Origin of the sequence: Kribbella sp. NPDC050281 (genome assembly GCF_040655855.1) — a bacterium.
Classification (GTDB): domain Bacteria; phylum Actinomycetota; class Actinomycetes; order Propionibacteriales; family Kribbellaceae; genus Kribbella.
Window position 1 is genome coordinate 92,341 of record NZ_JBFAKS010000032.1, and the last position, 20,592, is coordinate 112,932.

Sequence of the window (20,592 nt, forward strand, 5' to 3'; positions counted from 1 at the left end):
CATGTGGAAGTGGACGAACCTGCTGCTCGCGTTCCTCGTGGAGTTGGTTGCCCTAGGCATCTTCGCCTGGTGGGGATCGCAAGCGACCGAGAACACCGCGCTGCGGATCCTGCTCGCCGTCGGACTGCCCGTCGTCGCGGCCGTCATCTGGGGTCTGTACGCCGCTCCCACCGCGAAGCGGGGCACGCCGGTGGTGCGGACGGTGGTGAAGGTCCTGGTGTTCGGCCTCGCCGGAGCCGCACTGTGGAGCCTGGGTCACCCGGTGCTCGGGATTGTCTTCGTGGTGGTAGTCGCGGCGAACCTGCTGATCATCCACGTGCAGAAGCTCAGCCCGGACACGCCGCAGCCCAACGTCAGCGAGTAGCGCCTGTCACCAGCCAGGCGTCGCTGCGTTCGCGCGTCATCAGAGTGAGCAGCCGCAGCAGCATGAACCCGCCGAACGCCCACCACAACGCGACGATGCCGCCGTCCAGCCACAGCACGCTCAACGCGAGCGGCACGTACAGCACGAGCGCGATCACTCCGGCCACCGCCAGGTACGGACCGTCTCCGGCGCCGATCAGTACGCCGTCCAGCACGAACACCACGCCGTTCACGGGTTGCCACAACGCCGCGACGACCAGTACGGCGGCGAGCGTCTGTCGTACCTCGGGATCCGTGGTGAACCACGAGACGTAGATGTCGCGCAGACCCCAGAGCGCGAGCCCGCCGACGAATCCGGAGACCAGGCCCCACCACATCATCCGCCGGGTGATCGCGCGGGTGCCGGCCACATCACCCGCACCGAGCGCCCGCCCGGTCAACGCCTGCGCCGCGATGGCGATGGCGTCGAGTGCGAGCGCGAGGAACGACCAGAGAGTGAACGCGACCTGGTGCGCGGCGACCGACGTCGTACCCAGAGCGGTGGCGACGAAGGTGAGCAGGATGAGTGCCATCCGCAACGTCAGAGTTCGGACGATCAGCGGGATGCCCATTTGTGCGGACGCGAGGATGCCTGGTCTGTCCGGTCGCAACTTGGCGCCGTCACGCCGGGCCCCGCGGACAACCACGACGACCAGCGCCACTCCAGCCGCTGTCTGTGCGAGCGCCGTACCCAGCGCCGAGCCGGCGATGTCGAGGTCGAGGCCGTAGACGAGCAGGACGTTCAGACCGATGTTGACGAGGTTGGCGGAGATGGCGACGACCATCGGCGTCTTGGTGTCCTGCAATCCACGGAGTACGCCGGTGGCCGCCATCAGCAGCAACATGGACGGGATGCCGAAGCACGAGATGCGCAGATAGATCACGGCGTGGTCCGCGACGTCCGGCGATGGGTCGAACGCGGCGATCGCGACGGGCGAGAGCAGCAGCCCGGCGATCGCCAGTACGACGCCCAGCAGCAGCGCCAGCCAGAGTCCGTCGATGCCCTGGGCCAGTGCGCCGCGGTGATCACCCGCGCCGATCCGCCGGGCCACCGCGGACGTCGTGCCATACGCGAGGAACACGCAGATCCCGACGAGCGTCTGCAGGATCGTGCCGGCGATGCCCAGTGCGGCGAGTTGCGGCGTACCGAGGTGGCCGACGATCGCGGAGTCGGCGAGAAGCATCAGCGGCTCAGAGACCAGCGCGAAGAATGCCGGGACGGCGAGCCGCAGGATCTCGCGGTCCTGGGACCCGATCAGTCGTCGCAGTCCTGTCCGGCTCGGCTCAGTCACCGCGCCGCCGTCGCCAGCGCGCGGTATGTCATGAGCATGCGGCCCATTGTGCCTGACCTGCGCTGTGCACAGGCGGCCGGATCCCACAGTCCGGAAGAAGGTCGCTGACTTTTTCTTCTCCACAGTTGTGAATGGGTGAAACCGCAGGTCAGAGGGATGTTTTGGATCTCTTTCCACAGATATCCACAGGGTTGTTCCCAACCTGTGCACACCCGATCACGGAGTTTCCCACAGCTCGTCCACACCCCCTGTGGATGACCGGCTAGCACCCGGTGACCAGACCGGCGTACGGTCGCGTGTCTGGCGCCGTCCGCAAACTGTCGGTGGCTGTGTTTACGGTTCGATCAGGTGTTCGAACTCCGGCCTCCGATGGTCGGGGTGGCGCGTCGGTGGGCGGACGAGGAGGTCGGGCGAAGTGAGCGTGGCGGAGTTCCGCGGGGGGCAGGGCGGCGGCCAGGAAGAGCGCAACCCGGAGATGGGCTTCGACCGTACGCCGCCGCAGGATCTGGCCGCGGAGCAGTGTGTGCTCGGCGCCATGATGCTGAGCAAGGACGCGATCGCCGACGTGATCGAGACCCTGCGCAGCACCGACTTCTACCGGCCGGCGCACGAGATCGTCTTCGACGCGGTCACGGACCTGTATGCCCGCGGTGAGCCGGCCGACGCGATCACGGTCGCCGCCGAGCTGAACCGTCGCGGCGAGATGGCCCGGATCGGCGGCGCGCCGTACGTGCACACGCTGGTCGCCTCCGTCCCGCTCGCCGCGAACGCCGGGTACTACGCGCACATCGTCCGGGAGAAGGCGATCCTGCGTCGCCTGGTCGAGGCCGGTACCAAGATCGTCCAGCTCGGGTACGCCGGTGAGGGTGAGGTCGACGACGTCGTCGACGAGGCCCAGGCGGAGATCTATTCGGTCACCGAGAAGCGGACCGCCGAGGACTACGCGCCGCTGAAGGACATCATGGAGGGCGCCCTCGACGAGATCGAGGCGATCGACTCCCGTGGCGACGCGATGGTCGGCGTACCGACCGGGTTCACCGACCTGGACGAGCTGACCAACGGTCTGCACCCCGGCCAGATGATCATCGTCGCCGCGCGTCCCGCGATGGGGAAGGCGCTCGCGCTCGACACCCCGCTGCCGACGCCGACCGGCTGGACCACGATGGCCGAGATCGCCGTCGGCGACCAGTTGCTCGACGCCGACGGCCGGCCGACCACGGTGGTGGCGGCGACCGAGGTGATGGTCGACCGGCCCTGTTTCCGGCTGTCGTTCTCGGACGGCAGCACGATCGTCGCCGACGCCGAGCACCAGTGGCGGGTCGAGGACGGCGGCCGCCCGGTGGTCTGCACGACCGCCGACCTGTTCACGGCGATGTCAGCGAGTCCCGGACTGACACCGTCGATCACCGGGTCGGCGCCGCGGCAGATCACCGGGCATGGCTTCCCGGCCGCGCTGGCCGGTGAGGGCGAGCGGCGGGTGGAATGGATCCACCAGGTCGACAGTGTGCCGGTGCGCTGCGTCGAGGTGGACAACCCCGATCACTTGTACCTCGCCGGCAAGACGATGATCCCGACCCACAACTCCACGCTGGGGCTCGACCTGGCCCGGTCGGCGTCGATCAAGCACGGCCTGACCTCGTGCATCTTCTCGCTGGAGATGAGCCGCAACGAGATCACCATGCGTCTGCTGTCCGCCGAGGCCAAGGTGCCGCTGCACCACATGCGCAACGGCAAGATGACCGACGAGGACTGGGCTCGGCTGGCCCGCAAGATGGGTGAGGTCTCCGAGGCGCCGCTGTTCATCGACGACTCCCCGAACCTCACCATGATGGAGATCCGCGCCAAGGCCCGCCGCCTCAAGCAGCGCCACGACCTCCGTCTGATCGTGATCGACTACCTCCAGCTGATGACGTCCGGCAAGAAGGTCGAGTCCCGCCAACTCGAAGTCTCCGAGTTCTCCCGCTCGATCAAGCTCCTCGCCAAGGAACTGGAACTCCCCGTAGTAGCCATCTGCCAGCTCAACCGAGGCTCCGAACAACGCTCCGACAAACGCCCCATGGCCTCCGACCTCCGCGAATCCGGGAGTTTGGAGCAGGATGCCGACGTTGTCATCCTCCTCCACCGCGAAGACGCCTACGAACGTGAGTCCACCCGCCCCGGCGAAGCAGACTTCATCGTCGCCAAGCACCGCAACGGCCCCACGGCAGACGTCGTCGTCGCCTTCCAGGGCCACTACTCCCGCTTCGTAGACATGGCCCACGACGGATAGAAGAACCACTCCGGAGCAGGAGCCGACGATGCGGTCCCAGCTCTTGCCTCGTGGCGCCAAGCGCTACCGGTGATCTGTGGAGCAGCTGCCGCGCAACTCAGCGTCTTCCGAAATCGGCCAGGTGTACGAATCCGCACCGACTGAAGCGTCGGATCGCCGGGACTCGCACATCGTGCAGTCGCACACGCTCAGAGGTCGGCGCGAGTCCTGGGCCGCGATTGTCCTCGCCCGGAATCGATGGTCAACGAGATTGGACGACGGCCTGGGGTTGTGAGGTCGTTCACACGGTGTCACAGGGTGGCGGCGTACGGCGTCTCGTGGGCATGACTGGATCTGAACAGACCTCGGTGTTAGTGACCGGAGGGAACAAAGGGCTTGGGCTTGAGGCTGCGCGGCGATTGGGGGAGATGGGGTGGGCCGTCTTCCTCGGGTCGCGGGATGAGGAGCGCGGGCGGGTCGCTGTTGAGACGCTGGCGGACGACGGGGTGAACGTGGTCCTGGTGCCGTTGGACGTGACGTCGGACGAGTCGGTGGCGGACGCCGTACGGCTGGTTCGGAAGCACACTGATCGGCTGGACGTGTTGATCAACAATGCGGGTGCGCCGGGGAAGGCTGTGCCGCCGGCCGATGCGGTGGTGGCGGACGTTCATCCTGTGTTCGACACGAACGTGTACGGGCCGATCCGGGTGACGCAGGCGTTCCTGCCGCTGCTGCAGGCGGCGGAGAATCCGCGCGTGGTGATGGTGTCCAGCGCCGGGGGGTCGTTCGCGGTGGTGACCGATCCGGCGCAGCCGATCTCGAAGATGCACGAGCTCGCCTACAGTTCGTCGAAGGCGGCGCTGAACATGATCACGGTTCGGTACGCGCAGGCGCTTCCGCAGATCAAGTTCAACGTCGCCACTCCTGGAGAGGTCGCGAACCACAAGTTCGCCGCCACCGACATGAACCATCACACCGGCGAGCTGACGGTCACCGAGGGCACCGACGCCATCATCCGGCTCGCGACCCTTGCCGCCGATGGTCCGACTGCCACCTTCGTCGACCGGCTCGGCTCTGTCGCCTGGTGATCGCACGTCAAGGACGTGCGACCTTCGGTCTCGCGTGCGCGGCGAGCCCCAGTCCCGTGCTCGCGAGGCAAGGAGCGGACCGAAGGGGAGCGCGCTTGGCCGGGAGCAGACCAGTGACGGCCACCAGGCGTGGCGTTGGCCGGTCCACAGCAGTACGCGGAGGACGAGCTCGGCCGCGCAGACCACGATGAGCCCGGCCTGCAGCTGAACCGGAGGCTGAGGCTGAGGGGTGAAGCTGAGGGCGATGCGGCGTCAGCGGTTTTTCCAGCGGTGGGCTGAGATGGATTCTTGGGCGAGGAGGCGGAGGGACGAGATGAGGGTTTCGCCGAGGATCGTGCCGATGACGACGGATTCGGCCAGTTGGTCCCGGGTGGGGTTGGTGGTGACGGCGTCGATCTCCAGTTCCGTGAAGCGTTCGACGGCGTCGGCGTAGGCGTCGAGGAAGCCGACCAGGTCGTCCTGGCCGAGGGTGCGCAGCGCTGCGACGGTTTCGATCAGAGTGGCGAGCGCGGGCGCCTCGGGTTCGACGGACCAGCCGCGGCGGGTGATCAGTTCGGTCACCTGAGTGGTGGCGGCCGCGCGGGCCTCTTCTGATGCGGTCTGCTTGCGGGTCGGCGTGAGCGCGCGATGGGCCCGGCCGATCTGTTCATGCAGAGGTACGTCGTCAGCGTCCAGCGACTCGAGGATCTCCTTCACCTGCGCCACCGGGACCTGGGCCAGCTCGACCAGTGCCCGGATCAATCGCAGCCGGCGGACGTGGCGGTCGCCGTACGACGCCTGGTTCGGGCTGCTGAGCTCTCCCTGCGGAAGCAGGCCCTCGCGCAGGTAGTACTTGATCGTCGGCACCGGGACCTCGGTGGCCCGGCTCAGTTCCCCGATGCGCATTCTCGCTTGCCTTCCTCTCGGCTGTGATGGATAGTATCAGTATCCATAAGCGGATACCTTCACTATCCATGTAAGGAGCTGAGGCGGATGATCCCCCTCGTTCTTGTCCTGGCGACGTTCGTCTTCCGGGCGCTCGGCGCGCTCGGGGTGCGGCGGTTCGCGACCTGGCCCGTCAGCGCGGCGCACGCGATGGCAGTCATGCTGCTGCTCACCGCGAGCGCACACTTCGTCCCAGCCGACGTGACGGTGATGCCGAACCACGCGGACATGGTGCGCATGGTCCCGCCGTTCCTGCCATTCGCGGATGCGCTGGTGTATGTCACCGGCGTACTGGAACTGCTCGGTGCGGCCGGTCTCGTGCTCACCGCGACGCGCTGGGCCGCCGGGTACGCCCTGGCCGCGTTGTTCGTGGCGTTGCTCCCGGCGAACATCCACGCGGCGGTGGCCGACGTACCGTTCGCCGGCGGCGAGGCGACCCCGCTGTGGCAGCGGATCCCCGAGCAGATCCTCTACCTCGCGGTCGCGCTCTGGGTCGCCAAGACCACCAAGCCCGCTACCACCGCGGCACAGCGGAAGGAGTTGGTGCACTCATGACCGAAGCGTCGCGGATCATCGCCGGGGCGATCCTGCTCACCATCGTCACGATCCAGTTCGGCGGCTACTTCATGACCAAGATCGTCCGCGGTCAGGTGCCGATGACGGACTTCCAGAAGTCGTTCGCACGAGCCGGCCACGCACACGCCGGCGTCCTCGTGATCCTCAGCCTGGTCGGGCTGCTGTACGTCGATCAGACCAGCCTGTCCGGCGTCATGCTCTGGGTCGCCCGCCTGGCGATCCCGGTCGCGGCGATCCTCATGTCCGGCGGCTTCTTCGCCTCGTCCGCAGGTAAGGACAGGACCCAGCCGAACCAGTTCCTCTGGGTCCTGTGGCTCGGCGCCGCGTCGCTCGCGCTCGGCGTCCTGACCCTCGGCATCGGCCTGATCGTCGCCTGACCTCAGCCGGCTGCGACGGTTCGGGCCGGCTGTACCGAGGCGATCGCCGCGCCCGCCCCGAACCCCTCGGCGCGGGCGACGATCCGGTCGCCGGTGATCGCGACGGCATACTCGAGGTCGTCGCCGATCACCTCGCAGCCGAGGGCGGACGCCAGTACGCCGTCCTCGTCGTGCACCACCTGCACCCGCGGCAGTGGGGCTACTTGCCGTAGGCAACCAAGAAGGCTGTCGGTGGTGTATCGAGCGAGCGGCCCGAGCTCGGACGGATCGCTGGACACCAGGGCGATCGTGACCGCTCCGTCGGTGGACCGTACGACGTCCTCCGCGGCGGCCAGGCGGTTGAGTCCGAGGATGACGACGACGCCGGTGCCGAACTCCGCTGTACGGCGAAGCACCTCGTCGGTCACGGATGGCGGCGACCAGGACTCGTGAGCCGGCCGCACCGGGGGCATGGTTGGTGGACGGGTCCAGGGATCGTCGAGGTCGAGGTCGGCCAACCCGGCACAGGCACGAGCGACCGCGAGCGGCTGGACGAACCCGGGGGCCGAGGCCAACTGGGTCGCACCGGTCAGCAGCGTGAGCGCGAGCCGCGAGACCTGGATCCTCCGGCCGAGTTCGCCGGGGCTCAGCGCGTCGAGGGCGAGGCCGAGGAGGACCGCGTTGAAACCGAGCAACGAGGCGTACGGCGCCCCGAAGTCCGCCAGGTCGGGTTCTGCGCCCGGGTGTTCCCGGTCGAACCACGAAGACGCGAAGGCGGCGAGCCCTTCGGCAGGTGTGCTCACCGCGCGACGTGCACCTCGACCCGTCCGGTTCTGATCGGCAAGCGCCGTCAGGTAGAGCGCGCGCTTGCCGGCGAAGTTGGAGTACACCGCGCCACGGGTGAGGTCGGCGCGGTCGGCGATGCGGTCGATGGTCGCATCCCGGTAGCCGTGCTCGGCGAACTCCGCCCGCGCCGCGGCCAGCACCTTCGCCCGGTTGCGGAGTTGCAGTTCCGCCCTGCTCAAGCGGCTCACGGCCACCACTCTAGCACTCAGATGTTGCTACCATCTGGATGACTACAACATCTGAGAAGGCGGTAGGGGATGGCAGCCGAGGTGCTGAAGTGCACGTTCTGCGGCAAGACCCAGCACCAGGTCGGCAAGCTGATCGCCGGCCCCACCCCGCTGTGCATCTGCGACGGCTGCGTCGAGCTCTGCAACGAGCTGATCGCCGAGGGGGAGCTCAGCGATATCAGCGACGACCTGCCGGCCCGGGTGCCGAAGCCGCGTGAGATCCGCGAGTTCCTCGACGGTTACGTGATCGGTCAGGACGACGCGAAGAAGGCACTGGCCGTTGCCGTCTACAACCACTACAAGCGGCACCGGACCAAGGCCGGCGACGTCGAGCTGGGCAAGTCGAACATCCTGCTCATCGGCCCGACCGGTTCCGGCAAGACCCATCTGGCCCAGACGCTGGCTCGGATGCTCGACGTACCGTTCGCGATCGCCGATGCGACCGCGCTCACCGAGGCCGGGTACGTCGGTGAGGACGTCGAGAACATCCTGCTCAAGCTGATCCAGGCCGCCGACTTCGACGTCCGCAAGGCCGAGACCGGCATCGTCTACATCGACGAGATCGACAAGATCGCGAGGAAGAGCGAGAACCCGTCGATCACCCGCGATGTCTCCGGCGAGGGTGTGCAGCAGGCGCTGCTGAAGATCCTGGAAGGTACGACGGCCTCGGTGCCGCCGCAGGGTGGCCGCAAGCACCCGCAGCAGGAGTTCATCCAGATAGACACGACACGGGTGCTCTTCATCGTCAGTGGCGCCTTCGACGGACTCGATGAGTTGGTCGCCCGGCGTACGCGGCCATCCCGGCTGGGCTTCGGCGCTGCGGCCGAGCAGCCCGAGAGCGGGAAGGTCATGCCGGAGGACCTGGTCACCTTCGGCCTGATCCCGGAGTTCGTCGGCCGGCTCCCGATCGTCACCAGCGTGCCCGCGCTCGACCGCGACGCGCTGGTCCGGATCCTCACCGAGCCGCGCAATGCGCTGATCAAGCAGTACCGCAAGCTGTTCCGGCTCGACGGCGTCGACCTCGAGTTCACCCCGGACGCGGTCGAGGCGATCGCGGATCTCGCCCTGCTCCGCCGGACCGGTGCCCGCGCCCTGCGCGCGATCCTCGAAGAGGTCCTGCTCCCGGTGATGTACGACGTACCCGGGCGCGACGACATCGAGCGGGTGGTCGTGGATCGCGACGCGGTCGAGACCAACGTCAATCCGACGTTGGTGCCACGGACTCCGCCGCGGCGGCGAAGGACCGCGTAAGCCGTTCGCCGACGCCGGCGATCATCGCTGCGACCTCCGGAGTCGCCTCGTCGACGGTGAACTCGGCGCCCAGGGCAACGATCGGGACGACCAAGGAGAGCACCAGCGATGCGGTGTCCGCGCTGAAGCGGACTACGCACGCGTCCGGGCCGGACGGCTCGACCGTGCCGCGAACGACACCCTCGAAGGTGTCGACCACGCGCTCAGCCGGGAGCTGCACGGTCAGCCGAACCGCGTGCCGGTACTGCGCGGCAGCGAACGACTCGACCAGGTAGGTCGCCGAGTCCGGGGCCGGCAGCACCCGCGGCGTGAACCGGTGCAGTACGGGCGTCACCTCGGAGATCCGGTCGACCCGGAAGATCCGCCAGTCGTCGCGTGACAGATCGAACGCGAGCAGGTACCAGCGCCAGGTCAACGTGAGCAGCTGATGCGGCTCGACCCGCCGGCGGGTCGTCGTACCCTGGCGGCTTTGGTAGTCGAAGGCAACGATCTCATGGTTGCGGCAGCAGCCCGCCAGTACGGCGAGCACACCCGCATCCACCTGTGCGACACCTGGCCGGGGGACCGCCTCAGCCGCAGAACCCACCGCGGCCAGCTGCGGTCGCAGTCGCGCCGGCAGCACCTGCTCGAGCTTGGCGAGAGCTCGCATCGAACTCTCCGCGATCCCGCTCACACCACCCGCCGCCGCGCCGACCAGGCCAAGTGCGACCGCCACCGCCTCATCGTCGTCGAGCAGCAGTGGCGGCAGCGTCGTACCGGGACCGAGGCGGTAGCCGCCGGCCGTCCCGGTCGTGCCGGTCACCGGGTAGTCGAGGGACCGCAGCCGGTCGACGTCGCGTCGTACCGTCCGCTCGGTGACGCCGAGGCGTTCGGCCAGTTCGCGGCCGGACCACTCGCGGCGGCTCTGCAGCAGCGACAGCAACCGGAGCATGCGGCCGGGCAGTTCTTTCCGGGTACTCACCCGGAAAGGATGCCTTGCGGACCGGATGTGTCCGCAAGGGCTCCTAGCGTCGGTCCCATGATGTTGACGAAGGAATCGAAGGGATACGACCAGGCTCGGCTCGGGTTCCAGCGGCGCGACCCGCATCGGCCGGACGTGATCTTCCCGGTCACGAGCGTGGCCGAGGTCGAGGAAGCAGTCCGGTACGCGGCCGAGCACGACCTGCGTCTGGCGGTGCAGGCGTCCGGGCATGGGCTCGCGAAGGGTCTCGACGGCGGTGTGTTGATCGCGACCGGAGCCTTCAACGGCGTCCGGGTCGATCCCGCGCGGAAGACGGCGTGGATCGAGGCCGGCGCGACCTGGCAGGACGTGATCGACGCGACCGCGCCGTACGGTCTCGCCCCGCTGTCCGGCAGCTTCCCGGGAGTCGGCGCGATCTCTTACACGCTCGGTGGCGGCCTCGGGCTGATGGCCCGGCGGTATGGGTACGCCGCCGACCACGTCCGCCGGATCGAGATCGTCACCCCGGACGGCGTACGGCGGAATGCCGAGGACGACGCGGAGCTGTTCTGGGCGCTGCGCGGTGGCGGCGGCAACTTCGGCGTGGTGACCCGGATCGAGGTCGACCTGTTCGACGTCGCCACGTTGTACGGCGGCAGCCTGTACTTCGACTTCCTGCAGAACCCGACTGTGCTCGAGGTCTGGGCCGAGTGGACCCGGTCGGTTCCCGACGAGGTGACCTCGGCCATCGCGCTGGTGCCGCTGCCGGACATCCCGCAGGTCCCGGAACCGCTGCGCGGGAGGTACGTCGCCCAGGTGCAGCTCGCGATCCTCGGCGAGGGCGGAGAAGATTTGATCAAACCGCTGCGCGCGATCGGTGAGCCGGTGCTCGACACCGTGGGCGAGCTCCCCTACACCGAGTCGGGCAAGATCTTCGCCGAGCCGGAACGCCCGGACAGCTACCGCTCACGCAACGCCCTGCTCAGTGACCTCGACCCGGATGCGCTCGCGACGTTACCGAAGCTCGCCGGACCGGACGCGTCGGCGATGTGCGTGATCGGCATCCGTCACCTCGGTGGTGCGCTCAGCCGTCAGCCCGACGTACCGAACGCGATCGGCCACCGCACAGCGTCGTACTCGCTGACTGTTCTCTCACCAGGCCAGGACGACGTAACCGCCTTGCACCACAGCATCCTCGAGCCATGGCGCGGCGCCACGGTCGGCCGCCTGCTCAACTTCTCCGCCGGCCCGCTGACCGGTGACGAGATCCGCGCGGCATTCGACCCCGCCGACCACCGCCGGCTCACCGACCTCAGGAACCGGTACGACGCCGACCGCCGGCTCGCACCGAATCACGAGCTCTGAGCAGCGCGCCGGAGGATCTCCTCGACCAGTCCGGCCTTTGCCTCGACGTAGGCCGCGCGGTCGGTGGTGAGGAGATGGGCCAACTCCCGCTTCAGGGCGGCGTACCGCTCCCGATCGGCGGCGTCCGCCCGCAAGTGGTCACGCAACAACACATGGTCCTGATGCGGCTTGTTGCCTTCGACAACGACGTACAGGTGGTGGTAGTGCGCGGCGTCGGGCGGGAGTGCGAACGCCTGACGCCCGGTGATACCAAGGTCGCCCTCATGTTGGTAGCCGGCAGCAACTATCGCCGCGACGGCCGCTGGCACGAGGTCGACAGCCCGGGCCACCACGTCGACGTCGATGATTGGCTTCGCGGCCAGCCCCGGTACGGCGGTGCTGCCAACGTGCTCGACGGTGTGCGGGATGCCCTTCAGGTAAGGCGACAACCCATCCCGGATCTCCGCGAACCAATCCGGCCACCGCGCGTCGTACTCGACCACCGACGCCGGAGGGATCACAGCGCCGCGGTGACGTCGATCTCGACGAGCTGACCCGTGAAGCCGAGCTGTGCGACGCCGAGCAGAGTGCTGGCCGTGCTGAACGCAGGCGCGAGCGGCGACGCGTTGAGCTGGCTCCACACCGCCCCCAGCTCGTCGCGGTCGGAGCTCGCGACATAGATGACGGTTCGTACGACGTCGTCCGGGGTGGCACCCGCGGACTCGAGCGCGATCAGGATGTTGCGGATCACCTGCTCGGTCTGACCTCCGAGTCCGCCCTCGGCGAGCTCGCCTGACGGCTGCAGCGGGCACTGGCCCGCCAGGTAGATCAGGGTGTCCGCCTGGACCTTGGTCACATGGTGATAGCCGGGGGTCGCGTGCAGTCCGTCGGGGTTGGTCCGCTCGATCGTCACTCCCCGAGCAAACGCGACCCACACCACCCGGTCAACGGAATTTACGCGGGGCAGACAAGGAACTGCCGCCGGGCCCTGAAGCAGAGACCCGGCGGCAGCACAGCGATCAGGCGTTCAGCCGCTCCTCGGTGGAGGACGAGAAGAGGTGCAGCTTCTCCGGGTCCGGAGCCAGGTGAATCAGGCTGCCCTTCTCGGCGTTCTGGCGGGTGCTGATCCGGGCGATGATCTGCTGGTTCCCGGTGTGCTCTGCGGTGCCGTACAGGAACGCGTCGGAGCCGAGCTCCTCGACCACCGCGACCGTGACCGGCAGCCCCTCGTCGGCGAAGTGGAGCGCCTCCGGCCGGACGCCGATGGTCAGCGTCTTGTCGTCGCCGGCCTTGGCCAGCAGGGCGCGGTCGATCGGCACCAGGTAGTCACCGATCAGCGCGCCGCCGTCGGCGATCTTGGCCTCGATCAGGTTCATCGCCGGCGATCCCATGAAGCCGGCCACGAACCTGTTCCGCGGCTTGTCGTACAGGTTCAGCGGGGTGTCGACCTGCTGCAGTACGCCGTCCTTCAGTACGGCGACCCGGTCGCCCATGGTCATGGCTTCGACCTGGTCGTGGGTGACGTAGACGGTGGTGACGCCGAGGCGGTGCTGGAGCTCGGCGATCTGCGTGCGGGTCTGGACCCGGAGCTTGGCGTCGAGGTTCGACAGCGGCTCGTCCATCAGGAAGACCTGCGGGTCACGGACGATCGCGCGACCCATCGCCACGCGCTGACGCTGACCGCCGGACAGCGCCTTCGGCTTGCGGTCGAGGTACTCCTCGAGGCCGAGCAGTTTGGCCGCCTCGGCGACGCGCTTGGCCCGCTCGTCCTTGTGCAGGCCCTGCATCTTCAGGGCGAAGCCCATGTTGTCGGCGACCGACATATGTGGGTACAGCGCGTAGTTCTGGAACACCATCGCGATGTCGCGCTCTTTCGGCGGGCTGTTGGTGACGTCGCGATCGCCGATGTAGATGGATCCCTCGTTGACCTCTTCGAGCCCGGCCAGCATCCGCAGTGCCGTCGACTTCCCCGATCCGGATGGTCCGACCAGCACCATGAACTCCCCGTCCTCGATGTCGAGGTCGAGCTTGTCCACGGCAGCGATGTCAGTGCCCGGGTAGACCCGGGTGGCTCCCTTGAACGAGACAGTTGCCATGTCGCGCTTCCTTCCTTCGCCGGCAGGAACGTGCCGGACGATCCGTAGCAAAGGCCCCAGGTCTGGGGTGGCTTCCCTTGGTGACGCATCACCGAGGCACTCACTAGAACGAGCAAGTACTCGTTTACATTCCCGGCCGATGGATCCGCAACAGCATTGACAAGCAAGTTTTTTACGTACAAACTTTTTTGTGTGATCAGAGACGTGATGCACCTGGAGCAGCTCGAACAGGCCGAGGCGCTGTTCAAGCCGCAGCGGATCGAGGTGTTGCGGCGGCTGGCCGAGCCGCACACCTGCGGCGAGGTGGCCGAACAGCTCGGGCAGACTCCGCAGCGCGTCTACTACCACGTCAAGCGCCTCGTCGAGGCGGGGCTGGTGACGCAGGTGGACGAGCGCAAGGTGCGCGGCGTCCACGAGGGCATCTACCAGGCGACCGCGCGTTCGTACTGGCTGTCCCCGCGGCTCGTCGGCCGGATCGGCGGCCTCCGCCGGACCCAGGACGAACTGAGCCTCGGCTACCTGCTGGACCTGATGGAAGAGGTCCAGACCGACATCGCCGCGCTGGACCGGACAGCTCCGGAGCTGCCGTCCATCGGGGTTTCCGGTGAGATCCGGGTCCCACCGGACCAGCGGCGCGAGTTCTTCCAGGACCTGCGCAGCACGCTGCAGGACCTGTTCGAACGCTACGGCGGCTCCGAAGGCGATGCCTTCAAGCTGGCCGTGGCGTGCTACCCCAAGGGAGACCAAGACCATGACTGAACCGCTCATCCTCCAGGTTCGCGCCCGGGCCGGCATCGACGACGTACGGCAGGCGCTGACCGACCCGAAGGCCCTCAACCTCTGGCTCGGCGAACACTCGAACGTCGACCTGCCCGCGACCTTCGAGTTCTGGGGCCGCTACATCCCCGAGGGCGACGCCCCGCACCAGCGTGTGCTGGGGTACGACGGCCAGACGCTGAAGCTGGCGTGGACACTCGACGGTGAGGAGACCACCACCGAGATCGCGCTGACGGCCGAGTCCGACGACGCCACGCTGATCCAACTTACTCAGAGTCACTTCGACTTCGCCGACGCGATCAGCCGGGCGTCGATCCGCGGCGTACTGCAGACCTTCTGGTCCCTCGCGCTGGCCAACCTGGTCGATCACCTGGAAGGGCGCGCGCTCACCACCCGGCCGGACTTCACCTCGGCCGAGTTCACCGGAGAGGCGCTGATCGATGCGCCGGTCGCCCAGGTGTACGAGTCGCTGACAACCTCCGAGAAGGCGTCGGCGTGGTTCGGCTACCCGGTCGGGATCGAGCCGCACGCCGGCGGCCGGTTCGCGATGGGCGGCTTCGACGCGGGACCCGGCGCCACTGTCGTCGGAGTCGTCGACGGCCAGAGCATGTCCGTCGACTGGGGTGACGCCGGCATCAGCACCTGGGAGCTGGCCGAGTCCGACGGCAAGACCCGGCTCACCTTCGTGATGAGCGGGTTCGACGAGGGCAACCCGCCGTACGCTGCCTGGCTCGGCTGGCTCAGCGGGGTCGCCGCGCTGCGCCGCTTCAACGAGCAGAAGGACTGGCAGTCCATCTGGGTCGCCTAGAAGTAGGTCGCCTGGAAGAGTCAGGTGCTACCCGGGCCGGATCGAGCCGGCGATCAGATCGAGCAGGGCGATGACCGCCCTGCTCGATCGTCGTTTGAATCGGTAGACGGCCGGCGTGAGGCTGGGAGCATGTCCACTATGACCAGTTCGGGGGCGTCCAGCGGCGCCCGCGTCCGGTTCGCGTATGCGCCGGGGTTCTGGGTGATCGCCGCGGCGTTCCTCATCACCCTGGCGTTCTCCACCGTGCCCACTCCGCTCTATGCCATCTACCAGCACCGCGACGGGTTCCCGACGTACGTGATCACGGTGATCTTCGCCAGCTACGCGGTCGGGGTGATGGCTGCTCTCTATCTGGCCGGGCATGTCAGCGACTGGATCGGCCGGCGCCGCATCGCGTTGCTCGCAGTACTGGCCGAGGTGGTGTCGGCGGTGATCTTCCTGATCTGGCGGGACGTGCCCGGTCTGCTGATCGCTCGCTTCATCTGCGGGATTGGTATCGGTGTGCTCACCGCGACCGCGACCGCGCACATGTCCGAGCTGCGGCAGATCGCTCGTCCCGGCGAGGACCCGAGCCGGTCGGCGCTCGTCTCGAGCATGGTGAACCTCGGTGGACTCGCGTTCGGTCCGTTGGTGGGTGGCCTGTTGGCGCAGTACGTGGCGTCACCGCTCGAGCGCCCGTACGAGGTGTTCATCCTGCTGTTGCTGCTCAGCGCGGTGGGGATCGCGCTGGTGCCCGAGACCGTCGAGCGGCCGGAGCAGCGGCCGGCTTATCGGCCGCAACGGGTGGCTGTGCCGTCCGACGCGAAGCCTTTGTTCTTCGCGTCGGCGATCGGGGCGTTCGCGGCGTTCGCGATCTTCGGGCTGTTCACCTCACTGGCCCCGACGTTCCTCGGCGGGGTGTTGCACCACCGGGCGCCGTTGCTGGCCGGGGTGGTGACGTTCGTGGTCTTCACCGCCGGCGCGGTCAGCCAGGCCGTATTCGTCCGGTTCGAGCGCGGCAACCAGCTCCGGATCGGTCTCGTCCTCATGTCATTCGGCCTGATCGGCGTCGCGATCGGCGGCCTGATCCCCAGCCTGGCGGTGTTCGTCGCCGGCGGCGTGATCGCCGGTGCCGGCGCCGGCCTCGTCTTCCGCGGCGCCGTAGCCACCGCCGCCTCTCTCGCGGGCCCCACCTCCCGCGGCGAAGTCCTCGCCGCCCTCTTCCTCATCGCGTACGTCGGCCTCGCGATCCCCGTCCTCGCCATCGGCCTGGGCATCGCCCTCCTGCCGGCCCAGGTCGCCCTGCTGGTCTTCTCCGCGATCATCCTGATCCTGGTCAACGCCGCCGTACTCCGAATGCTCGCCGCCACCAGCTAGCTCAGCCGCAGTCCTCTGGTCGAGGGCACGGCGTCACCACAGGTTGTCGAGTTGGGTCAGCTGCCGGCGGAAGCGTTGGGCGTCGCGGTGCGGAAGGTTGTGCTCGACGGTGGTGAGGATCTGCTGGACCTCGATCAGTGAGGGGCAGCATTCCCACACGCCGCAACCCTCGTCGTACCTGTAGTCGTGGATGCGGTGATACGGGGAACGAACGAAGCGCTCCCAGATGCGGAGGGCGTCTGCCGCGGCTCCGGGCCACAGGCGGGTGTGTTCGAGGTACGCGAGGACTGCGCGTCCATGGGGAGACAGGCCCGGGAGGCTCGAGATCCTGATGACATCGCTCGGGTGGGTGCGCAGCCGGAAGTGGACGTCGGCGCGGACCCGTCCTGGTCGCCTACGCGGCATGGACCTTTCGTGTGGTGAGCATGACGTCCATGCTGCCACGGCGTCAGGTGGCGAGAAAGTCGGCTGACAGGTGGGGGTGGGGGCTGCAAGATGTGGGGCATGGTGCGGGTGGTGGATCTGGAGAGGGACTACGGGGTCGTGGTCTCCGGGCTGCGGGCGCACGCGGGTGGGTTCGAGAGTGACTGTTGGGTGGCGGACGACACCTGGTTCGTCAAGATGTGGAAGAAGCCGGGCGTACCGACAGGCTTGAGGATGCTGCATGAGCTGCGGGCGCTCGGGCTTCCGGTGCCGGAGGCGATTCCGGCGGTGTCGGGCGAGCTCTACGCGGTCTGTGCGGGCCGGCCGTACGCCGTCTTTCCCTACGTTCACGGTCGAGTCGGGAGTGTGGACGATTGGCAGACGACCGCGCAGGCGCTGAGGCAGCTCCACGAGCTTGAGGTCCGGGTTGATCTGCCGCCTGCCAGCATGGACGAGCGACACGTCCGGACGCTGACCCAGCGGCTCGATCACCCATGGATCGTGGATCGGCGGGACGAGGTGGATGCGGCGGTACGCCGGCTGGACGCCGCGATCGAGCGGGCGCGTGCCAAGACGGTGCCCGAGATCATCTGCCACCTCGACTTCGGTGTGCACAACCTGATCATGGACGACGACGGTCAGGTCGCGGCCATCCTCGACTGGGAACAGGCCGTCATCGGTCCCCGGGAGCACGACCTGTGGATCGCGGGGGACCTACCGGAGCTTGAATCCTTCCTCGACGAGTACGGTGCGTACGACCTCGACATCGACCACCTCGAGTACGCGCTGCTGGCCCGAGGCCTCCGGGACATGGCCGCCCGGGTACTCAACGACGTCGACCGCCCGGGCGTCGACACCTGGGGGTTCGACCGAATCGCCAGGCTGGACAGCGATCTGAAGCGCTTCCGCCCGTACTGCGCTGTCTGAACAGCGTAGCCGGACCGACGCGCCTTAGGATGCGCGCATGGGTGTGACTGTGACGATCGAGGAGCAGGACGCTTACCTCGCGCGGGTGGGGCGGGCCGGGATGTTGATGCTGCCGATGATCACCGGGATCGGTGAGCAGGTCCGGGCGTGGGCCGACGAGCTCGCGGCGGAGGGCATCACCGCGCTGGCCTGGGATCCGTTCAAGGGACGGAGCACCGACAACGTGACGCGGGAGGAGCTCGGCGGGTTGGCGCGTGAGCTCGACGACGAGGTGGCGCTCGCCGAGCAGGCCGCGCTGGTCGACTACATGTTCGGCGAGCTCGGGTGCAGCAAGGTCGGGGTGATCGGCTACTGCCTGGGCGGGCGGTTCGCCCTCCTGCTGGCGGCGCGCGATCACCGGCTGGCGAACGTCGTCGCCTTCCACCCGACCGTGCCGTCGCAGCGGCCGCCGCATCACACGTACGACGCGATCGCCGAGGCTACTGGGATCGCGGCGCCGGTGCTGGTGAGCTACCCGAGCGCGGACACCGCCGTACCGAATGCCGACTTCGAAGCACTGCAGACTGTCTTGCAGGCGAGGCCGACGGGCGCGACGTTCGCGCAGTACTTCCCCGGTGCGGACCACGGCTTCTCCGACAAGGGGCGTCACGACAAGGAGGTCAACGCCGCCGCCTACCGGCTGGCGTGGCCGCAGGCACTCGCGTTCATGCGAACAACGACCAGCTGACTCAGGCCGCGCGGCGGTGAGCGGTTGGCGTCGTACCGCGAACGCGTTTGAAGGCGACACTCAGAGCGAACGCGTTCGCGTACCCGACCCGTCGCGCGATCGTCTCGACGGTGTCCTTGGTCGCGCGCAGCTGATCGGCCGCCAGCGTGATCCTCCACCCGGTCAGGTAGCTCATCGGCGCCTCACCCACGAGTGCGGTGAACCGGCGCGCGAGCGACGCCCGCGACACCCCGACCCGATCCGCGAGCTCCGTGACATTCCACGGGTACGCCGGATCCTCGTGCAGCAACCGCAACGCCGTACCGGCCACCGGATCGGTCTGCGCCTGATACCACCCCGGCGCCTGAGACTCCGGCCGCGCGAACCACGCTCGCAAGGTGGTGATCAGCGCAAGGTCGAGCCACCGATCCAGCACACTCTGCTGCCCAGGCGCATCCCGCTGGATCTCCCCGATCACCATGTCCGTCACCGGACCCGCGATCTCCGCCGCCGGTACGACGAGCACCGGCGGAAGCGCCGTCACGAGTCGCCGACTGACATCACCCGCCAACTGGTAGGTGCCGCTGGCAACCATGACGGCGCCGGACGCGCGACTGCCGTACGTCCGCACCCCGAGCCGGGCGGAGTAGTCGACCGGTGCCCCAGGCAACGGTTCGCAAACGCCACCGGGATGGATCCGCAACTGTGGCGCGGTCTCGACGCTGTCGCCCACGACGTACGGCGATGATCCGGTGAAGATCGCGACATCTCCCTGGTCCATCCGCATCGGCTCGATCCCGTCGCGAGTGACCCAGCCCGACCCGCGAACCAGGGTGGCCAGCGCCAGCGGAGCCTCGTCGCGGATCTCTATCGCCCACGGCGGATCCAGGATCGTCAGGTTGAACACGCCGTCCCGGGCGCGGGTCCCGGCCAGCAGGTCATCGAGCACGTCCATACCCGCAGGGTACGCCACGTGAGCGTCTCGGACATCAAATTGCGCCGAACAACCATGGTTCGTCTCATCGAATCCGGCTGAACTAGAGCCATGACAACGACACCGATTCTCATCCTGGGTGGTAAAGGCAAGACCGGCCGCCGCGTCGTCGAGCAGCTCGAGACCCGCGGCGTCCCGTACCGGCTGGCGTCCCGGTCGAGCGAGCAGCGCTTCGACTGGTACGACGACAGCACTTGGCCGGCAACGATCGCCGGCGCCGACACGGCGTACCTGGCGCCGCCCGTAGGGCCGACCGGACTCGCGCAGGCCGGCCGGTTCATCAAGGAGGCTGCGGCCCAAGGTCTTCGCCGAGTGGTCCTGCTGTCCGGCCGCGGCGTCGGCAGCCCTGGCCGCGACTTCGCCGTGTACGACGGTCAGCTCGACCTGGAGCACGCAGTGCAGGCGAGCGGCGCGGACTGGACCATCGTCCAGCCGGCCTGGTTCGCACAGGGCTTCAGCGAGGACTTCCTCCGATCCCACGTCCAGGCCAGCGAGATCCGCGTTTCCGCGGGCAGCGGTGGCGAGGCCTGGATCGACACCAACGACGTCGGCGACGTGATGGCCGCCGCGTTGCTCGACGAGTCGTACACCGGCCAGGTGATCGCGGTGTCAGGCCCGCGCCCGCTCACCATGACCGAGGTCGCCGCCGAGCTCTCGGCCGCCACCGGCCGCCCGATCGAGTACGTCGACGTCGAGCCTGACGTCCACGTCGAGGAGCTCCGCGAGGACGGACTGCCCCAGGAGGATGCAGAGGCCGTCCGCGACCTCTTTGCCGTGATCCGCAACCACCGCTCGGAGTACGTGTCCGACGGAGTCCAGCGGGTTCTCGGCCGGTCGCCGCGTGACTTCGCCGACTGGGCCCGCGAGACCGCGGCGACCGGCGTCTGGGCGGAGTGAACCGCCAGCACTCAACAACCGAGGCCTCGCGGGTGGTCGCACGCTCAGGTGACCACCCGCGAAGTCAGCCACCCCCAAACTGCGGCACCAGGAGTGTTTGCACGACCACGGACG

22 protein-coding genes are annotated in these 20,592 nt (G+C 68.2%); 13 read left to right on the plus strand and 9 right to left on the minus strand.

The window, feature by feature from the left end; translation table 11 throughout:
* Position 1: 1 nt before the first annotated feature.
* The gene (locus AB0I34_RS30175) at positions 2 to 364 is read left to right on the plus strand and encodes a YrdB family protein (RefSeq protein ID WP_360451639.1); all 363 of its coding nucleotides are present in this window, start codon (positions 2 to 4) and stop codon (positions 362 to 364) included.
* On the opposite strand, the gene AB0I34_RS30180 is transcribed toward AB0I34_RS30175, so the two are convergent.
* Positions 354 to 1,694, minus strand: coding sequence for an MATE family efflux transporter (locus AB0I34_RS30180; RefSeq protein WP_360451641.1), 1,341 nt, complete (start codon positions 1,692 to 1,694; stop codon positions 354 to 356). The genes AB0I34_RS30175 and AB0I34_RS30180 overlap by 11 nt on opposite strands.
* Positions 1,695 to 2,169: 475 nt before the next feature.
* Between AB0I34_RS30180 and dnaB the strand changes: the two genes are divergently transcribed.
* Together dnaB and AB0I34_RS30190 are read left to right on the plus strand one after the other, a co-directional pair.
* Positions 2,170 to 3,963 carry a replicative DNA helicase gene (dnaB, locus tag AB0I34_RS30185; protein ID WP_360451683.1) on the plus strand — a complete coding sequence of 598 codons (1,794 nt, stop codon included), beginning with the start codon at positions 2,170 to 2,172 and terminating at the stop codon, positions 3,961 to 3,963.
* 323 nt (positions 3,964 to 4,286) lie between these two features.
* Positions 4,287 to 5,030, plus strand: a complete 744-nt coding sequence (locus tag AB0I34_RS30190) for an SDR family NAD(P)-dependent oxidoreductase (protein ID WP_360451643.1) — start codon at positions 4,287 to 4,289, stop codon at positions 5,028 to 5,030.
* Positions 5,031 to 5,282: 252 nt separating this feature from the next.
* Here the strand turns inward: AB0I34_RS30190 and AB0I34_RS30195 are convergent, their stop codons facing one another.
* The gene (locus tag AB0I34_RS30195; RefSeq protein ID WP_360451645.1) at positions 5,283 to 5,915 is read right to left on the minus strand and encodes a MerR family transcriptional regulator; all 633 of its coding nucleotides are present in this window, start codon (positions 5,913 to 5,915) and stop codon (positions 5,283 to 5,285) included.
* Between the two features lie 87 nt (positions 5,916 to 6,002).
* On the opposite strand from AB0I34_RS30195, the gene AB0I34_RS30200 reads away from it, so the two are divergent.
* Positions 6,003 to 6,509 (plus strand): hypothetical protein, encoded by a 507-nt coding sequence (locus AB0I34_RS30200; RefSeq protein ID WP_360451647.1) that lies wholly within the window; start codon positions 6,003 to 6,005, stop codon positions 6,507 to 6,509.
* The gene (locus AB0I34_RS30205; RefSeq protein WP_360451649.1) at positions 6,506 to 6,907 is read left to right on the plus strand and encodes a hypothetical protein; all 402 of its coding nucleotides are present in this window, start codon (positions 6,506 to 6,508) and stop codon (positions 6,905 to 6,907) included. The genes AB0I34_RS30200 and AB0I34_RS30205 overlap by 4 nt, the downstream gene beginning before the upstream one ends.
* Before the next feature lie 2 nt (positions 6,908 to 6,909).
* On the opposite strand, the gene AB0I34_RS30210 is transcribed toward AB0I34_RS30205, so the two are convergent.
* On the minus strand, positions 6,910 to 7,920 hold the full coding sequence (locus AB0I34_RS30210) for a helix-turn-helix domain-containing protein (RefSeq protein WP_360451651.1): 1,011 nt from the start codon (positions 7,918 to 7,920) through the stop codon (positions 6,910 to 6,912).
* A gap of 69 nt (positions 7,921 to 7,989) precedes the next feature.
* Between AB0I34_RS30210 and clpX the strand changes: the two genes are divergently transcribed.
* The gene (gene clpX / locus AB0I34_RS30215; protein WP_360451653.1) at positions 7,990 to 9,210 is read left to right on the plus strand and encodes an ATP-dependent Clp protease ATP-binding subunit ClpX; all 1,221 of its coding nucleotides are present in this window, start codon (positions 7,990 to 7,992) and stop codon (positions 9,208 to 9,210) included.
* On the opposite strand, the gene AB0I34_RS30220 is transcribed toward clpX, so the two are convergent.
* A complete protein-coding gene (locus tag AB0I34_RS30220; RefSeq protein WP_360451655.1) occupies positions 9,158 to 10,171 on the minus strand; it encodes a WYL domain-containing protein in 1,014 nt (337 codons plus the stop codon). The two genes, clpX and AB0I34_RS30220, sit on opposite strands and share 53 nt — an antisense overlap.
* Positions 10,172 to 10,228: 57 nt before the next feature.
* On the opposite strand from AB0I34_RS30220, the gene AB0I34_RS30225 reads away from it, so the two are divergent.
* Positions 10,229 to 11,515 carry an FAD-binding oxidoreductase gene (locus tag AB0I34_RS30225; RefSeq protein WP_360451657.1) on the plus strand — a complete coding sequence of 429 codons (1,287 nt, stop codon included), beginning with the start codon at positions 10,229 to 10,231 and terminating at the stop codon, positions 11,513 to 11,515.
* Here AB0I34_RS30225 and AB0I34_RS30230 read toward each other — a convergent pair.
* The 3 genes from AB0I34_RS30230 to ugpC form a co-directional block, all read right to left on the minus strand.
* Positions 11,503 to 12,015, minus strand: a complete 513-nt coding sequence (locus AB0I34_RS30230) for a GrpB family protein (protein ID WP_360451659.1) — start codon at positions 12,013 to 12,015, stop codon at positions 11,503 to 11,505. The genes AB0I34_RS30225 and AB0I34_RS30230 overlap by 13 nt on opposite strands.
* Complete coding sequence (locus tag AB0I34_RS30235) at positions 12,012 to 12,407, minus strand: RidA family protein (protein WP_360451661.1); 396 nt, start codon at positions 12,405 to 12,407, stop codon at positions 12,012 to 12,014. Before AB0I34_RS30235 ends, AB0I34_RS30230 begins: the two co-directional genes overlap by 4 nt.
* Positions 12,408 to 12,513: 106 nt before the next feature.
* Positions 12,514 to 13,590, minus strand: coding sequence for a sn-glycerol-3-phosphate ABC transporter ATP-binding protein UgpC (gene ugpC, locus AB0I34_RS30240; protein WP_360451663.1), 1,077 nt, complete (start codon positions 13,588 to 13,590; stop codon positions 12,514 to 12,516).
* Between the two features lie 192 nt (positions 13,591 to 13,782).
* Between ugpC and AB0I34_RS30245 the strand changes: the two genes are divergently transcribed.
* From AB0I34_RS30245 to AB0I34_RS30255, 3 genes are all read left to right on the plus strand, one after another.
* Positions 13,783 to 14,349: a transcriptional regulator gene (locus AB0I34_RS30245; protein WP_238164455.1), complete on the plus strand. Its 567-nt coding sequence runs from the start codon at positions 13,783 to 13,785 to the stop codon at positions 14,347 to 14,349.
* The gene (locus tag AB0I34_RS30250) at positions 14,342 to 15,175 is read left to right on the plus strand and encodes an SRPBCC family protein (RefSeq protein WP_360451666.1); all 834 of its coding nucleotides are present in this window, start codon (positions 14,342 to 14,344) and stop codon (positions 15,173 to 15,175) included. Before AB0I34_RS30245 ends, AB0I34_RS30250 begins: the two co-directional genes overlap by 8 nt.
* 138 nt (positions 15,176 to 15,313) lie before the next feature.
* Positions 15,314 to 16,531, plus strand: coding sequence for an MFS transporter (locus AB0I34_RS30255; protein WP_360451668.1), 1,218 nt, complete (start codon positions 15,314 to 15,316; stop codon positions 16,529 to 16,531).
* A gap of 33 nt (positions 16,532 to 16,564) precedes the next feature.
* Here AB0I34_RS30255 and AB0I34_RS30260 read toward each other — a convergent pair whose 3' ends face one another.
* The gene (locus AB0I34_RS30260; protein ID WP_360451670.1) at positions 16,565 to 16,936 is read right to left on the minus strand and encodes a hypothetical protein; all 372 of its coding nucleotides are present in this window, start codon (positions 16,934 to 16,936) and stop codon (positions 16,565 to 16,567) included.
* Between the two features lie 99 nt (positions 16,937 to 17,035).
* Between AB0I34_RS30260 and AB0I34_RS30265 the strand changes: the two genes are divergently transcribed.
* Together AB0I34_RS30265 and AB0I34_RS30270 are read left to right on the plus strand one after the other, a co-directional pair.
* Complete coding sequence (locus AB0I34_RS30265; RefSeq protein ID WP_360451672.1) at positions 17,036 to 17,881, plus strand: aminoglycoside phosphotransferase family protein; 846 nt, start codon at positions 17,036 to 17,038, stop codon at positions 17,879 to 17,881.
* A gap of 37 nt (positions 17,882 to 17,918) precedes the next feature.
* Positions 17,919 to 18,608: a dienelactone hydrolase family protein gene (locus AB0I34_RS30270; protein WP_360451674.1), complete on the plus strand. Its 690-nt coding sequence runs from the start codon at positions 17,919 to 17,921 to the stop codon at positions 18,606 to 18,608.
* A gap of 1 nt (position 18,609) precedes the next feature.
* On the opposite strand, the gene AB0I34_RS30275 is transcribed toward AB0I34_RS30270, so the two are convergent.
* A complete protein-coding gene (locus AB0I34_RS30275) occupies positions 18,610 to 19,542 on the minus strand; it encodes an AraC family transcriptional regulator (RefSeq protein WP_360451676.1) in 933 nt (310 codons plus the stop codon).
* Positions 19,543 to 19,632: 90 nt separating this feature from the next.
* Here AB0I34_RS30275 and AB0I34_RS30280 point away from each other — a divergent pair, with 90 nt between their 5' ends.
* Positions 19,633 to 20,478 (plus strand): NAD(P)H-binding protein, encoded by an 846-nt coding sequence (locus AB0I34_RS30280; RefSeq protein WP_360451678.1) that lies wholly within the window; start codon positions 19,633 to 19,635, stop codon positions 20,476 to 20,478.
* The last annotated feature ends 114 nt before the right edge of the window (positions 20,479 to 20,592 follow it).

Excerpts from the sequence above, each read along its gene's own strand:
- AB0I34_RS30175 (WP_360451639.1), top strand. The coding sequence starts at position 2 with ATGTGGAAGTGGACGAACCTGCTGCTCGCGTTCCTCGTGGAGTTGGTT.
- dnaB (WP_360451683.1), top strand. The coding sequence starts at position 2,170 with ATGGGCTTCGACCGTACGCCGCCGCAGGATCTGGCCGCGGAGCAGTGT.
- AB0I34_RS30190 (WP_360451643.1), top strand. The coding sequence starts at position 4,287 with ATGACTGGATCTGAACAGACCTCGGTGTTAGTGACCGGAGGGAACAAA.
- AB0I34_RS30195 (WP_360451645.1), bottom strand. The coding sequence starts at position 5,915 with ATGCGCATCGGGGAACTGAGCCGGGCCACCGAGGTCCCGGTGCCGACG.
- AB0I34_RS30200 (WP_360451647.1), top strand. The coding sequence starts at position 6,003 with ATGATCCCCCTCGTTCTTGTCCTGGCGACGTTCGTCTTCCGGGCGCTC.
- AB0I34_RS30205 (WP_360451649.1), top strand. The coding sequence starts at position 6,506 with ATGACCGAAGCGTCGCGGATCATCGCCGGGGCGATCCTGCTCACCATC.
- clpX (WP_360451653.1), top strand. The coding sequence starts at position 7,990 with ATGGCAGCCGAGGTGCTGAAGTGCACGTTCTGCGGCAAGACCCAGCAC.
- AB0I34_RS30225 (WP_360451657.1), top strand. The coding sequence starts at position 10,229 with ATGATGTTGACGAAGGAATCGAAGGGATACGACCAGGCTCGGCTCGGG.
- ugpC (WP_360451663.1), bottom strand. The coding sequence starts at position 13,590 with ATGGCAACTGTCTCGTTCAAGGGAGCCACCCGGGTCTACCCGGGCACT.
- AB0I34_RS30250 (WP_360451666.1), top strand. The coding sequence starts at position 14,342 with ATGACTGAACCGCTCATCCTCCAGGTTCGCGCCCGGGCCGGCATCGAC.
- AB0I34_RS30255 (WP_360451668.1), top strand. The coding sequence starts at position 15,314 with ATGACCAGTTCGGGGGCGTCCAGCGGCGCCCGCGTCCGGTTCGCGTAT.
- AB0I34_RS30260 (WP_360451670.1), bottom strand. The coding sequence starts at position 16,936 with ATGCCGCGTAGGCGACCAGGACGGGTCCGCGCCGACGTCCACTTCCGG.
- AB0I34_RS30265 (WP_360451672.1), top strand. The coding sequence starts at position 17,036 with ATGGTGCGGGTGGTGGATCTGGAGAGGGACTACGGGGTCGTGGTCTCC.
- AB0I34_RS30270 (WP_360451674.1), top strand. The coding sequence starts at position 17,919 with ATGGGTGTGACTGTGACGATCGAGGAGCAGGACGCTTACCTCGCGCGG.
- AB0I34_RS30275 (WP_360451676.1), bottom strand. The coding sequence starts at position 19,542 with ATGGACGTGCTCGATGACCTGCTGGCCGGGACCCGCGCCCGGGACGGC.
- AB0I34_RS30280 (WP_360451678.1), top strand. The coding sequence starts at position 19,633 with ATGACAACGACACCGATTCTCATCCTGGGTGGTAAAGGCAAGACCGGC.